At 48.1% G+C, this 14,448-nt stretch carries 15 protein-coding genes; 6 read left to right on the forward strand and 9 right to left on the reverse strand.

Annotated features, from left to right (window positions below; all coding sequences use genetic code 11):
• Positions 1-160 precede the first annotated feature (160 nt).
• Entirely contained in the window at positions 161-1,657 is a 1,497-nt protein-coding gene (locus tag ACO6VG_RS23230; protein ID WP_422475847.1) for a hypothetical protein, read from the reverse strand.
• A 2-nt stretch (positions 1,658-1,659) separates the two neighbouring features.
• The gene (locus tag ACO6VG_RS23235; RefSeq protein ID WP_422411400.1) at positions 1,660-2,145 is read right to left on the reverse strand and encodes a hypothetical protein; all 486 of its coding nucleotides are present in this window, start codon (positions 2,143-2,145) and stop codon (positions 1,660-1,662) included.
• A 688-nt stretch (positions 2,146-2,833) separates the two neighbouring features.
• On the opposite strand from ACO6VG_RS23235, the gene ACO6VG_RS23240 reads away from it, so the two are divergent.
• Positions 2,834-4,084: an OprD family outer membrane porin gene (locus tag ACO6VG_RS23240; RefSeq protein ID WP_422475849.1), complete on the forward strand. Its 1,251-nt coding sequence runs from the start codon at positions 2,834-2,836 to the stop codon at positions 4,082-4,084.
• Between the two features lie 198 nt (positions 4,085-4,282).
• Here the strand turns inward: ACO6VG_RS23240 and ACO6VG_RS23245 are convergent, their stop codons facing one another.
• Positions 4,283-4,624, reverse strand: a complete 342-nt coding sequence (locus ACO6VG_RS23245; protein WP_317142335.1) for an HU family DNA-binding protein — start codon at positions 4,622-4,624, stop codon at positions 4,283-4,285.
• Between the two features lie 532 nt (positions 4,625-5,156).
• Here ACO6VG_RS23245 and ACO6VG_RS23250 point away from each other — a divergent pair.
• Entirely contained in the window at positions 5,157-5,750 is a 594-nt protein-coding gene (locus ACO6VG_RS23250) for a cold-shock protein (RefSeq protein WP_422134470.1), read from the forward strand.
• Between the two features lie 58 nt (positions 5,751-5,808).
• On the opposite strand, the gene ACO6VG_RS23255 is transcribed toward ACO6VG_RS23250, so the two are convergent.
• Complete coding sequence (locus tag ACO6VG_RS23255) at positions 5,809-6,009, reverse strand: SlyX family protein (RefSeq protein ID WP_422475851.1); 201 nt, start codon at positions 6,007-6,009, stop codon at positions 5,809-5,811.
• Positions 6,006-6,440 (reverse strand): HIT domain-containing protein, encoded by a 435-nt coding sequence (locus ACO6VG_RS23260; RefSeq protein ID WP_422475853.1) that lies wholly within the window; start codon positions 6,438-6,440, stop codon positions 6,006-6,008. Before ACO6VG_RS23260 ends, ACO6VG_RS23255 begins: the two co-directional genes overlap by 4 nt.
• Before the next feature lie 157 nt (positions 6,441-6,597).
• On the opposite strand from ACO6VG_RS23260, the gene ACO6VG_RS23265 reads away from it, so the two are divergent.
• Together ACO6VG_RS23265 and ACO6VG_RS23270 are read left to right on the forward strand one after the other, a co-directional pair.
• Positions 6,598-8,313 (forward strand): proline--tRNA ligase, encoded by a 1,716-nt coding sequence (locus ACO6VG_RS23265; RefSeq protein ID WP_422134473.1) that lies wholly within the window; start codon positions 6,598-6,600, stop codon positions 8,311-8,313.
• Positions 8,314-8,416: 103 nt separating this feature from the next.
• Positions 8,417-8,917 carry a lytic transglycosylase domain-containing protein gene (locus ACO6VG_RS23270; RefSeq protein WP_422134474.1) on the forward strand — a complete coding sequence of 167 codons (501 nt, stop codon included), beginning with the start codon at positions 8,417-8,419 and terminating at the stop codon, positions 8,915-8,917.
• A 32-nt stretch (positions 8,918-8,949) separates the two neighbouring features.
• Here ACO6VG_RS23270 and ACO6VG_RS23275 read toward each other — a convergent pair whose 3' ends face one another.
• The 3 genes from ACO6VG_RS23275 to ACO6VG_RS23285 form a co-directional block, all read right to left on the reverse strand.
• Positions 8,950-9,222, reverse strand: coding sequence for an acylphosphatase (locus ACO6VG_RS23275; RefSeq protein WP_422475855.1), 273 nt, complete (start codon positions 9,220-9,222; stop codon positions 8,950-8,952).
• Positions 9,215-9,688: a TlpA family protein disulfide reductase gene (locus tag ACO6VG_RS23280; protein WP_422134476.1), complete on the reverse strand. Its 474-nt coding sequence runs from the start codon at positions 9,686-9,688 to the stop codon at positions 9,215-9,217. The genes ACO6VG_RS23275 and ACO6VG_RS23280 overlap by 8 nt, the downstream gene beginning before the upstream one ends.
• Before the next feature lie 242 nt (positions 9,689-9,930).
• The gene (locus tag ACO6VG_RS23285; RefSeq protein WP_422134477.1) at positions 9,931-11,187 is read right to left on the reverse strand and encodes a YihY family inner membrane protein; all 1,257 of its coding nucleotides are present in this window, start codon (positions 11,185-11,187) and stop codon (positions 9,931-9,933) included.
• A gap of 396 nt (positions 11,188-11,583) precedes the next feature.
• Between ACO6VG_RS23285 and arsC the strand changes: the two genes are divergently transcribed.
• On the forward strand, positions 11,584-11,928 hold the full coding sequence (gene arsC / locus ACO6VG_RS23290; protein WP_422134478.1) for an arsenate reductase (glutaredoxin): 345 nt from the start codon (positions 11,584-11,586) through the stop codon (positions 11,926-11,928).
• Between the two features lie 2 nt (positions 11,929-11,930).
• Complete coding sequence (locus tag ACO6VG_RS23295) at positions 11,931-12,299, forward strand: DUF2069 domain-containing protein (RefSeq protein WP_422134479.1); 369 nt, start codon at positions 11,931-11,933, stop codon at positions 12,297-12,299.
• An 82-nt stretch (positions 12,300-12,381) separates the two neighbouring features.
• Here the strand turns inward: ACO6VG_RS23295 and ACO6VG_RS23300 are convergent, their stop codons facing one another.
• The gene (locus ACO6VG_RS23300; RefSeq protein WP_422134480.1) at positions 12,382-14,439 is read right to left on the reverse strand and encodes a hypothetical protein; all 2,058 of its coding nucleotides are present in this window, start codon (positions 14,437-14,439) and stop codon (positions 12,382-12,384) included.
• Between the last annotated feature and the right edge of the window lie 9 nt (positions 14,440-14,448).

Below are 14,448 nucleotides of genomic sequence, written 5' to 3' on the forward strand. Positions count from 1 at the left end.
TGTTTGCCATTGTCAGAACTGGGGCATTATACCTGAACCCTTGATTTTCACCAGATAGTGTCCAGACCAATAATCAGAAAATAGAGACGGGATCAGGGATATTTTCGATGACTGTGCAGACTTTACGAAAGACGAGGAAGGGAGCCCCTCCCCGTTGCTCTCAAACTCGATTACTTTTGCTGATTTGAACAGCTGCCTCCTGCTGCTTTTCCAGCGACTCAGCGACTTCCAGTAGAATCGACTCAAAATCCTGCAGATGCTCAGCAACACTCTTGCGTTGAGCATCCACATTCTCAGCCACTTCATCGAGATGATCTTCTTTCACATCCTGAGTTTCCTGACCTTCTTCCAGCTTTGATTCCATCCAGAGGCGGGCAAAAACCTGAGGACTGCTTGCACCTTCAAAACTGAGATTATCACCCCGGTGAGTCTCCGCTGCAGGGTTGACTGCATCCTCCAGCGCCTTTTCTGAGGGGACGCTATGCAAAGCAATAGCGAACCCTTCTTCCACTGCAGGAGAGGTTCTTGCCTGAGGTTTATCGTCAAGGAGCTGAACAGCACTTCTCAGCTCTGCAGGGTCAGAGGGAGAGAATACCTGTTGCAGAGTCTCCAGATCCTCAGTGGCAAGAAACTGGTTAGCACCCTCCTCAAGCTCAATCCGGTCATCCTCTGACCGGATTTCACCTTCTTTGTGCTCTTTATCCAGCGACTTTACTCCGTCCTCGTTCTGCTCCCTTCTTCTGAACTCCCTTACCTGCTCTTTCTGAGCCCTCTGTTCGAGCTCTTTTACGGCTTGCACACCTTCTTCACCGGTTTTCATAGCAGCAGGATCGAACCGCTGACGAATTCGCCCCAGCAGACTGTTAACACGCACAAACTCTGAGGTCACTGTATTCAGCTGCCTGTTAGCTTTGAGTAATGCGGCATGATCTGCGGTATTACTGGCTTCCAATGTCTTCATCTGCTGACTCAGAGCACTGATTTCTGTGGCAACACCTGCAATTTGATACTCGAGCGCTGTAATTTCATTCATCAACCGGTTTATTTGACCACCGCTGCTATTGTTACCGGCTTGATTAGACTGAGCACTGGCCAATTCAGCCTCTTTCAGGGTTTTATGAAGATTTTTGCTGGCCAGGAGTTCTGCATAGACTTCCCGCTGAGCCGCTATGTCATTTAAATCCCTGGTTCTGGATCGAATAGTTTCTCTCAGATTAAGGGCATTGACTGCACTATCCTCCCTCCTGCTTTGCTGATAGACCCGATTGCTGAAATTCTGATCGATAGAAGCAGCACTCACCATAGCCTGAGCATCACTGATCATCCCTTTAACAATAAGAATGAGTGACTGAGTGTCACTAATATCTATATCCTCAGCATTGAAGCGACGATTGAATTCATGCACTGCTGCCCTGAAGCCATCCAGTCTGGCGTCAAAAGCTTTTTGGAGAAAGTCACGACTGTCGGCATTGGAGACGCCTGGCTGATCTGGACTGACACTGACCGCCTGACCGCTATTGCTATTTTGCGAGCTGGAAATCGAATTCGAATTACTGAATCCCTGGCTCACCTGCGCCTGTGCTGGAGTTTGAGATACCTGCCCACTCTGTTGCACAGGAGTCTGGGATATTCCGGAATTGGGATCGACTGGATTCATAGTCACTTCCTCCCTGAAGGTTCTATAAGATAGTGCTTTAGTTGTTTGGCCTGCTTTCGCTCTTCTTCCCACCCTTTGGATGATTTCAGAATTTTCGCTGCATTTGATAGTGCTTTCACCGCCAATTTTCGATTTTTCAGACGAATAAAGCACTCCGTCATACAAATTGAAGGACGAGGATCTTCATTATCCAACCTTTCGGCATAACTCAGTGCGGGGATTGCAGCTGCATCCTGGTTTAAATGATGAAGCGCCAGCCCTATTCCCAAATAGTAACGAGAACTGCGATGATCCAGAAGAGCCAGATAACGGAAGACTTTAAGAGCTTCTGCGTAGTGACCAATACCAAAATGACTGAATCCAAGCTGATAGATGGCTTCCATCTGCCCCTGATCCAGCCCTCTTAATTCACGTATCGTTCCGCCCCGTCTTAAATAAGTCAGCCAAAGGTCTTTTCCTGCTTCAGCATTTTGCTGCAAGCTGTTCATATTTCATCCCTGAAAAACAAATGATCTCAATTCATTATAAACATTCATTTTTTTCTGACTTTCATTCATTAATCCTGTCAAACCAACAAAAAGAAATTAAAAGAACTAATTTTTATTCATTAAGATGATTTGCAAAATATCAGATCGCTGTTTTACTCAAGTACTCATATTGCCTAAACACTTAATCAAAAAGGGCTGGGCCTGATAATTTCAAGTTTCATGTCTTCTTACGTTTGAAACTTGTCGTTATAACTACGATGAGTGCTGCTCTGATGTTGTCATTCGTTTAGCTGGCAAGTCGGCTGATGGAGATAGTTGTGGCATATTAGGTCTGGAAAATATCATAGGCGTTGCCAGAATTGAGCAAGACTCTGTTCATGTCCGGTTCTGCGGCACTTCTATGAGTACGAGGACATGACTGTTACTCACCTCGATGTCGGTTATACAGTCGGTGCCTTATTGGGGCGGGATTGCTGGATAGCTTTATCATACAAGGATGCGGCCCCGCTAAACGCTTGTACAAAAGATGTGAGATTTTTCTAAACCCTGTTGCATCCTGTTAAGGATTGTATAAGAATCACTCTTAGCCCTATGGGGAGGTTTCGCAGTACATTCCGTCCGAGCAGTACAAGGATTTTTGAAACCAGGGCTAGAACACACATCGAATGCAGCAAGGAGCTGAACACTAATGAAACTCGCACAAATCAGTGCACTGAGTGCTGCCATTTTTATGGCTACCTCTGCTCAGGCTAACGCCTTCCTGGACGAATCAAGCCTGAACCTGGAGTTGCGCAACTTCTATCAAGCCAAAACCGCTGACAAAGAACCAACCAAAAGTGGCGACACTGTGGATTACGCTAATTCTCAGTGGGCGCAGGGTGTTCGTCTTGACTTCTCGTCTGGGTATTTTGAGAACATCGTTGGGTTGGACTTGGGTGCTTACTACTCTCTGAAATTGGGCGCCTCTAACATCGATCTCATTGATGAGAGCCTTAAAAATCCCGGCCTGCTAAGGGTTGACGGCAATGGCGATTCCCACAGCTACGGCAAAACATCCTACGCAATTAAATTCAATCTTGCTGACATGGGTGTAGCGAAATATGGACGCATGTTCCTGGACACACCTCTGGTCAACGACTCTGATAGCCGTGTTCTGCCAAGCCTGAGCGAAGGTTTCTATGCAGACATCACCTTATCCGGCTTGTCTGCTCATACAGCCTGGATTACGAAAGGCAATGGTAAAACCGAGTCAGGCTTTGAAGATTACGAGGTAGGCGACGACAGTGAAGCAGTAATGACACTGGGTGGCGCCTACGACTTTGGTAACGGTCTGGAATTAAGCGCAGACTATGCCAGCCAGAGCAACTATGCCAAGAAATACTTGGGCGAAGCCAGCTTCTCTACAGAAGTTGAAGGTGTTGAAGTGGGTGTGGCTGGTCAGTACGGGCAAGTCGAACTTACTGGCGACAGCAAGCCAGCGACTGGAGACAAGAGTCAGTACACTTATGGACTGAAAGTGGCCGCTGGTGTAGGCCATGCCGACTTTGGCATTGCGTACACAAAAGTTGAAAGCACAGACTTGGGCGCATACAAAATTGGCTGGGCTGGCGGTGACGATGACACCGGTTACTTTGGCTATAACTCTATCCAGATCTCTGACTTCAACAGCAATGGCCAAAAAGCCTGGGGCTTCTCTGCAGGATATGATTTTGAAGGCGTCGTTGACGGCCTGAGTGTCAAGGGTATTTACGTCATGGGTGAAGTTAAGTCTGAGGACGAAACTGAATACAACCTGGACATCAATTATGCAATTCCTCAGGTTGAGGGTCTGACTGCCCGCCTGAGATACGCAAACAATACTGTTGAAGCCAAAGGTGCAGACGATGTTGTCAAGACCGACACACGAGTCATCCTGAAGTACAACGTCGCTGTATTCTGATCTAACCATCAGAAGAGCAACCTTATGAAGCCTCTGCACATGCAGGGGCTTTTTTATTGCCGAAAGCAGCAAACCGACTTAAACAGCACCCCATCAAAAGGCAATCATTGCTAAACAAATACATCAGACACTAAAAAGGGAGGCTGAATACCTCCCTTGAAGGACTGAGAAGAACTCAAAGAGTCAACACCAGCGTCATCACGAAGCGGCGTATTCCTTGAGCTTTTTCAAAGGACGCACCTTGACCTGAATACTGGCGGGCTTGGCGGGCACATCCATTAACTCGCCAGGCTTGAATGGATTGGGTACGCCTTTCTTGGCTTTCTGAGCAGGTTTTTTCCTGGTCACGATCTTGAGCAGTCCCGGAAGAGTGAACTCGCCACAGCCCCGCTTCTTGATATGACGCTCTACCAGTATTCCCAACTCTTCCAGCACAGCGCCCACTTCTTTCCGACTCAAACCGGTACTCTCTGAAATATCAGCAAGAATCTGGGTTTTACTGTACTTATCCTTGATAGCTGTGGCTTTCTTCGCTGCCATACAATTACTCTCCTGATGGATTTTCCCTGTAGGTTACCTTCCGCACCAGCGGATTGTGATCTGCCACTTCACCAGGCTGATTTAATGTTTCACGAGGCAAGTCCGAAAAATCGGACATTAAACTTCCCTAACCTCAGAGAGCCTGCAAAACCAGACTTTTGAAACATCTGAAATCACTATAACAAGTGATTTTTTACAGTGGTAGTCTTTTTTGCACCCTTTTAAGCATTGCCATAGCCCTCTATATAAGGGGCATAGAAAGAGTTTGAGATAGAGGCACAATGACGTTACATTAATCCATACAGCAGTGTTACGCTGTGGCTTTTTGTTGCCCGTTTGTTTGCGCGCTGAATTGACCGCATTACTGATTTCAAAGCATTCCCATAATTTCGGGAGGCAGTCACTTCATAGAGAGCTTGCAGCAAGGAGCTTTATTGATGTTTTACCGGTTTAAGGCGCTTTTTAATGCAGTAATGCCTGAAATCGACATATTTTTACAGTCACACTCATAACAACCAAAAGGACTCAGCACTTGAAACATCTTAAATTTATCCACATGATCTTAGGCATCCTTTCACTGGCAGCATTAATTGTGGAGGGGTCTGTCCTCAATGTGCTGCTGGGTGGCGCACTGGCTATCGCCTCAGCTACCATGCTGCTGCTCACTGCCGCACTGATTCACCTCTGCCTTGGCTGCTATCTGACAGTCTATCGTGGCAAGAAATCCTTTTTGCAGGCAATGGCTTCAGTTATGCTGATTGCAGCGACTGCACTCAGTGGCTGGGCAATATTTTCTCACCAGACACCTGAGATTCCATCCTCACTACTCCTCGTTGCCGGGGTTCTGCTGCACGTCGTAATCAACCTGAGATCCTTCAACCCCACAAGCCCAATGGAAATCGTAGATTCCGATAGAGAAACAGGCACCGTCAAGTGGTTCAACGTTTCAAAGGGCTTCGGCTTTATTACCCGGGATAGTGGTGAAGATGTCTTCGTCCACTACCGCACGATACGTGGAGAGGGTCATCGGACACTGTCTGAAGGGCAAAGGGTAGAATTTATCGTGGTGGAAAAAGATAAGGGACTGCAGGCAGAAGACGTGATTGCTGCACCCAAAGGCCGCTAACATCAATACTTTTAATGAATGGGGCTCTTTCCGGCCCCGTTAAGGCTTCTGACCCTTATTAATAATGAGGAGGAGCAGTCTCCTTCTGTTCTTCCAACCGAGAGCTGGCCATAGCCATTAATTGCTTCTGCAGCTGAATCATTTCCTGCTTCAAACGATCAATTTCCTGCTGCTGACGGGTGACCACCTCATTAAGCTGGGCAACGGTATCTTCCTGAAAACTGAGCTGGGTCTGCAGCTCAATCAATTCCTCTTTCATTTCACTCCCCCCACTGATTCAAAGCAGCTGAACAATGATTCCAGCTTCTTTTTGATCTCAGCGACCTGCGCCTGCCCGTATGGCTTGGCTGGCAACCTGCCCCAAACAGGGTTTGGCCAAGCAACATCACTTTCATAACGGACAATATGATGAACATGCAACTGTTTCACAACATTACCCAGAGACGCTACATTCATTTTATCCGCCTCAAAGACATCATTCAGAATGGCTGCCGTCAATGACGACTCACAGGCCAGCTGTAGCTGCTGCTCTTCATCAAGATGAAAAGCTTCATAAACCCCTGCCACCCTGGGTACCAGAATAAACCAGGGATACTGACTGTCATTCATCAGCAAAACCCGGCAGAGGGGCAGATCCCCCATGACAAAGCAGTCCTTATCCAGCCTCTTATCCAGCTGAAATTCGCTCATAATTACTCCGATTAAGCCGAGTTGCCAGTAATAATTTGCAGCACTATAGCTAACCTGCCGGTGAAATTCGACTGTGATTCACTCAGTAGCCATGACGTCTCTGCACAACCGTAGTAATATGCCACTTTTGCGTTTTGATAATCGGATAACTGAGCACATGCGTACTAGTCAATCCTTGATCTCCACCCTCAAGGAAACACCTTCTGATGCCGTCGTCGTCAGCCATCAGCTGATGCTGCGAGCAGGCATGATCCGTAAACTGGCATCCGGTCTCTACAGCTGGATGCCGATGGGTCTGCGCGTTCTCCAGAAGGTAGAGAACATTGTTCGTGAAGAGATGAACCGCTCTGGCGCACAGGAAGTCCTGCTGCCTGCCGTGCAACCGGCTGAACTCTGGCAGGAAACCGGACGTTGGGATCAATTTGGCCCCGAACTGCTTAGATTTAAAGACCGTCATCAGCGCGATTTCGTCATTGGTCCTACTCATGAAGAAGTCATCACCGATATGGTTCGAGACACTATCAGCAGCTACAAACAGCTGCCCATGAATTTGTACCAGATCCAAACCAAATTCCGTGATGAAATCCGCCCCCGTTTTGGCCTGATGCGTGGTCGAGAGTTCATTATGAAGGATGCCTATTCATTCCATTCCAATGACCAATGCCTCGGTCGTGAATACGAAAACATGCACGATACCTACAACCGTATCTTTACTCGTCTGGGCCTCAATTTCAGGGCTGTAGAAGCGGATACGGGCTCCATCGGTGGCAGCGCCTCACACGAAATCCATGTCCTGGCCGAATCTGGAGAAGACGCCATCGTCTTCAGCAACCAGAGCGAATACGCAGCCAACATTGAAAAAGCAGAAGCTCTGGCACCTTCTCACGAGAGAGCAGCTCCGTCTGAAGAAATACGCCTGGTCGATACCCCCGAAGCAAAAACCATTGCAGACCTGGTTGCGCAATTTGATCTACCCATTGAGAAGACGGTCAAGACTCTGATTGTTGCAGCAGACGAAGAATCAGAAGCGGACTTTGTTGCCCTGATGGTTCGTGGTGATCATGAACTGAATGAAATAAAAGCGGAAAAACTGCCTGAAGTTGCAGCACCTCTGCGCTTTGCAACAGAAGAAGAGATCAAGCCCGTCATGGGAGCCGGACCCGGCTCTCTGGGCCCTGTTGGCATCAGTATCCCATGTATTGTTGACCGCACAGTTGCGGTCATGTCTGACTTTGGGGCTGGCGCCAACACAGATGGCAAACATCAATTAGGTATCAACTGGGAGAGAGACGCATCTTTCGACCGCATCGCCGATTTGAGAAATATTGTAGAAGGCGATCCCAGCCCATGCGGTAAGGGCACCCTGGAAATCAAGCGCGGCATCGAAGTGGGCCATATTTTCCAACTGGGCACCAAATACTCTGAGTCAATGAACGCGACCGTTCTGGATGAAAACGGAAAAGCCGTGACTATGGCAATGGGTTGCTACGGGCTGGGCGTTTCCCGGGTCGTCGCAGCCGCCATTGAGCAAAATCATGACGATCGGGGAATCATCTGGCCCGCAAGCATTGCGCCTTTCCAGATCGCCATTATTGGTCTGAAGATTGAGAAGTCTGAAGCCGTTCGGGAAGCCGCCGAGAACCTCTATAAGGAACTGACTGAAGCGGGCTACGACGTCCTTCTGGATGATCGTAAAGCCAGTCCGGGCGTCAAGTTTGCCGACATGGAACTGATCGGTATTCCACACCGGGTGGTCCTGAGTGATAGAGGGCTGGCAAACGGTCAGGTAGAATACAAATATCGCAGGGCAGCAGATCGCGAAGACGTGGCACTCAGTGAAATTTCCGACTTTCTTAAGGAACGTCTGGCCTGAACCGTTTATCAAACGGCCGTCGTTTTATAATAAAAACAGCCTGATTACAGGTTTCACCCTCGCACTTTTGTTGACTCCGACAACCGGCTGGAGTCAGCAAAAAGTGGATGAAGGGCTTCGGATCTATCTTGAAGAGGCTCTCAGCAGCACTGAGAGCTTTTCAGATCGTTTCGAGGCAGAAGTCTGGCTGGTCGATATGTCCAGCCGGCTAACGCCGTTCATGAAACATCAGAGTCCTCGACAGCGCCTGGAGCTGCTCAAAAAAATTCACAAAAAGGCCACTGCCGCTAAACTCTCCCCCGAACTGGTGCTGGCATTAATTCAGACAGAATCCTCTTTTGACCGATTTGCTGTTTCTTCTGCCGGAGCCCAGGGCCTTATGCAGGTTATGCCATTCTGGAAAGACGTCATTGGCCGCCCACAAGATAACCTGACCGACGTAGAGACCAACCTGAAATATGGTAGCCATATTCTCAGTTATTATCTGGAAAAGGAAAAAGGCAACCTGACCCGGGCATTAGCCCGTTACAATGGCAGCCTTGGCAAAACCTGGTACCCGGAGCGAGTGTATAAAAACTGGGATCGTCACTGGCGCAATGACTGAGATGTACTTCATAAAACTATGTCGGCACCTGATCAGCCCGTAGTAAATTCGGAAAACTCCTGTTCAGGTTCGAGGGAAACACTAACGCCAGTAACTCGAGCCATGGGAGGACCGCTTTGCAGCCAGGCTTCCAGCTTGTCCAGCTCTCTCTCTTCACCACACATTAAAACTTCAACCCTCCCGTCTGGCAAATTCTTTGCCCATCCGGTAATCCCCAGCTTTCTGGCCTCTTGCTGGGTTGAGCCGCGATACCAGACGCCCTGCACCCTCCCCTCAACCTTTGCACGTCTGCACTGATTAGCCATTTTCATCAACCATATTCATCAATACCCGGATGCTCTCTTCAAGGCTTTCCTTTGTCTGAGGCCCATACAATATTTCTATCAGTTTTCCCTGTGGATTAACAATCATGGTCGCAGGCAATACCTGAGGACTTCTGGTCTCCAGCAACACCAATGGACTCTCGGTAATAACAGGAAACCGAATACCCATATTTCTGGCTTTTTTTATCAGTTCTTTTCCCTGACTGTCATCAAAATCATACCCCAGAACCTGAACCTTTCCGTCACTGGCCAGGGCATTCAGCTCCGGAATCTCTTCACGACAGGGCCCACACCAGTGGGCCCAGATGTTTATAGCAGTCCACCGACCCTTATCATCTTTGAGAAAAACGCCTTTTCCCTGAGTATCTGTCAAATCCGGTTTAGAGCAGGCAGACAGAAACAGAGTGGTCAGTACCAACGGAAAGAAGCGGAAAAAAAATTGTCGCATTAGCCTCAGACCCTGTGATGAGTTTGTTCTGATTCTAGCTGGAATATCTCATAAAGTCGCACGGAAGCCTGTTGGAGCGAGACTGCAACACAAAAATAATGGCAATAACAGACATCAAGGATTCAAAACAACGGGCAAGACTGGTAACACCTGTTACGAAAGCCTGATGATCAGCTTGCGGCTGTGCATGGAACCTAAACGATCACATTCATTAAATGAAATTTTGACTGAGGTCAGTATTTTCAGGATTCAGTAAAGAGGTCATCCAAAGGGCAATCGAGTACAACCCGCTGCTGTTCATTCAACTGTTTCAGTCGATCAACCAGTTGACCATACCATACAGGCTTATCCTGAGTCACAACAGACTCCAGCTGCTGATCCGATGGATATGACCAGGGGAGCTGCTGGCAAAGGTTATTGAGTTCCAGATGTCTGAGATCCCTGGCCAGTATCATTTCACCCAGATCATTTTTACTGACCACTCCCTCCTCCAACAGGCAGCTGGTGTAAAGCTCCCAATCCTCAAGAGAGAGATTCCATCCCGACTGGTGCAGCTGTTCGAGCTTGAAACTCAATCCTTTTTGAAACTGCTCATTAAATCCGTTCAGGATCACCAGAACACCCATTAAAGGTGGAAGCGCCTCGTTCCGGGTCTGGTTGGATAAAGCGAAACTCCTGACCAGTACGGCACCAAAAAGAACCAGTATCCAACTTAAATAAATCCAAAGCAGGAACACGGGAACGGCCGCAAAAGCACCATAGATCAATTGATACGACGGTGACAGAGTAATAAACAGAGCAAAACCACTCTTTGCCATTTCAAGCAAAAAAGCTACGATCAGCGCTCCTGTAAAAGCGTGACGAAAAGGTACATATCGATTGGGTACAGCCATATAGAGTAAAGTAAAAACAATGCTGCTCAACAGAATGGGAGTTAAACGTAAGAGCCACTGATCAACCCCAAGATAGGCAGTGGTATCAGCTATCAGCTTAAGGGACGCCAGATAAGATGTCAGCACAAAACCAACACCGAGCAGGAAGGGCCCCATGCTCAGAATCGCCCAGTAGAGCAGGAAGCCGGCAATTCCCCGGCGAACCCTGTCTACCTGCCAGATCTGATTAATGGCACCATCAATGGTCCTGAGCATCATGAATGCCGTGACCACCAGGAAGGCAACGCCCAAGCCAGTCAACTTTCGGGCCTGCTGGGAAAAGCTGGAAAGATAAGATTGGATCTGCTCGCCCGCTGTCGGAACAAAGTGACTGAATATAAAACTCTGAACCATCTCGCCAACCCCCTGGAAAGAAGGAATAGCCGATAACATGCTATAAGTAACCGTCATCATCGGCACCACAGCAAACAGTGTCGTATAAGTCAGAGCAGCGGCGTTATTGAGGCAACGGTGCTTAAAGAAAGTATCAGAGACAGACAGGAAATAGGCACGGAGCCACTGAACATATTGAGCCTGTGAAGAAGTGGAAAAAAGCGAGTCTGGCATAACGAATCCCTGATATTGAAAAGAGCCTGACCCGAGGATTTTTAGCCAGGCTCCAGCTCAGAGAAGCCTATCAGTTCTTATGCCCCGGAGGAAAGCCATTCAGTATCCCCTCAACCGCAGCATTAATTTTTTCACTCCGCTCTTCGGGTGTGGCACTCTTGGAAAGGGTTTATTGTTAGATCTGCGCCCACCAGCCAGCTCTGACAGTAATCGGTGGAGAATTATAGGGTTGATTTGGTTAGAAGTGTGTGAATTTACAGAATATTTGCGGGCTACATGACTTCAATTGCACCGAACCCCATTCAACGATAATCTTCCCATCACAGAAATAATACTTCAGGCACCAGCCTGTCGAAACAACTGCCTGTTATGAAAATAGTTCGAGAGCAAAGCCATATGAGCGTTACGATTTACCATAACCCCCGCTGCTCAAAGTCCAGACAGACTTTGGCCCTGATCGAAGCAAAAGGTATCAGCCCTGAGGTAGTGCTTTACCTGGATACCCCGCCCAGCGAAGCCGCTTTGACTGACATTCTGAAACAACTCGGTAAGAGCCCCGAAGAACTGATGCGCAAGGGCGAACAGGAGTACAAGGACCACATCAAAGGCCAGGAACTTTCAGAGCAGCAGCAAATTGCAAAAATGATTGCCTACCCCAAAATGATTGAAAGACCCATCGTCGTAAGCAACGGTCGGGCGCGTGTCGGTCGCCCGCCAGAATCCGTTCTGGAGATCCTTTAATCGTGGACCTGAATCAAAAAGCCAGGCTATGCTATCGGCTGAGCCTGCTACTCTACTTCTGCCTGCTAGCTTCGCAGATCGCAAAAGTGCTCTGGCTGCACCCACCTCAAAATTCGCTATGGATGATTGCGTCTTTCACGATTGTTCCACTGTTGCTACCTCTTTACGGGTTGATCAGGCGACAGCCAAGGGCATCGGCCTGGTTATGCTTCATTCTCTGTTTTTACTTTATCAGCGGTGTGCTTGACGCCTGGTTTATCAAAAACTCCATACATGGATGGCTGATTACCGCATTCAGCAGTGCGCTGTTTGTATCTGCCATGATGTTTACCCGCTGGCAGGGGCAGTTAAACAATCAGCCCGCTGACTGAACCTTTCCCAGAAAGACCGACCTTTTTCTTCTCAAAAAAAAGCTCCTGCGTTGGCAAGAGCTTTATTTTTCGTCAACCGATTCTAATAGGACAGCTGAACTTCGATGGCTGAACCGGCCTCTTCCACCGTTGAGGGTGGACTGCTGATGATACGTTTCTCGCTGACACCTTCATTCCGCAGAAAATCATAAACCAGATTAAGACGGTCAGTGGCCAGCTTATTCATTTTTTCCTGATTCGCTGGCCAGTTTATCAACAGCCATTGCTCTGCCTCTTTGATACGCTTGCTCTGACTGGCATCACCCACTTCGGGTAATTTTCGATTGTGGGCCCTGAGATACATTTGCTCAATCAAATGCCCTCTGACGTCAGCCGGAATCTCTGTCACCTCTCCCGGCTTTGTTTGATGGATGGCCGAATAGAGTTCAACCAGATCGGACTCAAGCTCTGCCCTGGAGAGACTGGGCCAATCTTTATTCTTGCTGGCTATTGCTTTCAGAGACAGACTGAGTTCAGGCCTTATTCTGAGCACTCGACCCCAGCCCTTCAATTGTGTTTTGTCGTTTTCTGTCAACACAGCCTTACCCGACGGCATCTGTATATCACCGGATAAAATTGGCTTGATACCGGCCTGGCTGGAAAGGTACTGCAGGGGCTGTTCCAGCACACGCTCCCATGCCTCCCTCGTAGCTTCCGCTGCCGCAACCTGCGGCGACAGCTCGTCGCGATTCGTAACGTCTATGGAAATGATGGACTGAGGGTTAGCCATCAAAGCTTTCACGTGATTGATATCCAGCTCAGGCTTGACAGGCTTGCCTGTAAGCTTTGAAAAAGTCAACTTGCCCTTGCTGCCTCCTCCTGCAGAGGAAGTAAGATTAAGGTTAACACGACTTCCGGCCAGATCATATCCGGCAACAGACCGATCTGAAACAGGCAGCAAAGACAAATCCACATCCCTGGCAGCAATGTTAAGTCTCGAGGTTACTGCATTCTTCAGATCGACACTGCCTTTCATAGAGAGTGGAACACGCTCAAGCCATTGCCCATTGAGCTGAAAGGTGAATTGTTCCGGATTCATCACTGCCAGCTCCACCCGACTGTTACTGAATAGTTTACGATTCTGCTTTTGGGATGACTGGACAGCGCCATTGAATTCGATATTTTTTACGGTGAATGGTACAGAACCATCAGCGGATAATGAACGATTAAGCGTTTTTGCGACTTGCTCCAAAGGACTGCCATTGATCGTCAACAAGCCACCCCTGAATGAAAGGTCTTCGACAAAAGCTTTCCGGGATCTGAATTGGAAGCCCTCTGCAAATAATTCTTTCCAGCCCAGATCAAGACCGGAGTTCAAATCACGATATTCACCCTCCAGCACTTTCGCCGTGCCAGTCAGTTCCACCCCGTGATCCTCGGACCATTCAACAGATAAGTCTGTCGAAAGGCGGCCTTCCAGCGAACAATTTGAACATTCAAGAAAGTTCTGGCTGACAACATCAGCCAGTGGAAGCTCATCAATGGATAACTGACCAGACAGTGCCAGTTTCTTTAAATCAATAATACCACCCAGTGACCACTTGATGTGACTTGAATCCCTGACAACTTCAACATCTATTTGATCAGGACGATAGGTTTTCAGCTCCATTTTACTGAAATCAATACTGACCACTTTACTGGAACCGGTCTGTTCGGAGTTCACGACCCTCATCGATCCGTCTTCGAAAACAAACTGCTCCGTTTCCCTGAGAAATTGATAAAGGTTGGGCATGGGTGGTTTCTGACCGATGATCGCCAGATCAATAAAAATTCCGGGCTTTTTAAAGTCGATTCGATCCAGGTCAATGGCTTGTTTCCACAGGGAAGTCCAGGCAACATTGACAACCATAGATTCTGACTTAAGAGTAATTCCGGGCGAGATTCTGAGCTCCGGATTGGTGAGCAGGAATTTACCGGATAAGAAAGAGTACTCTTTCTTAACGGGAAGGACTTCAACCCCGGTTTGATTTTCTATTTGCTGGAGCAGCTGGTCTGTATACCGACCAGGAACCATTAGCATCACTGAAATCAGAAACAGCAGAATGGCCAGAATAACAACGACAAAGAGCACAAACCGGATAGCCGGCTTCTGGGTTTGCATACTTCTTCT

The sequence above is a fragment of the Endozoicomonas sp. ALB032 genome (assembly GCF_049310125.1).
Lineage (GTDB): Bacteria > Pseudomonadota > Gammaproteobacteria > Pseudomonadales > Endozoicomonadaceae > Endozoicomonas_A.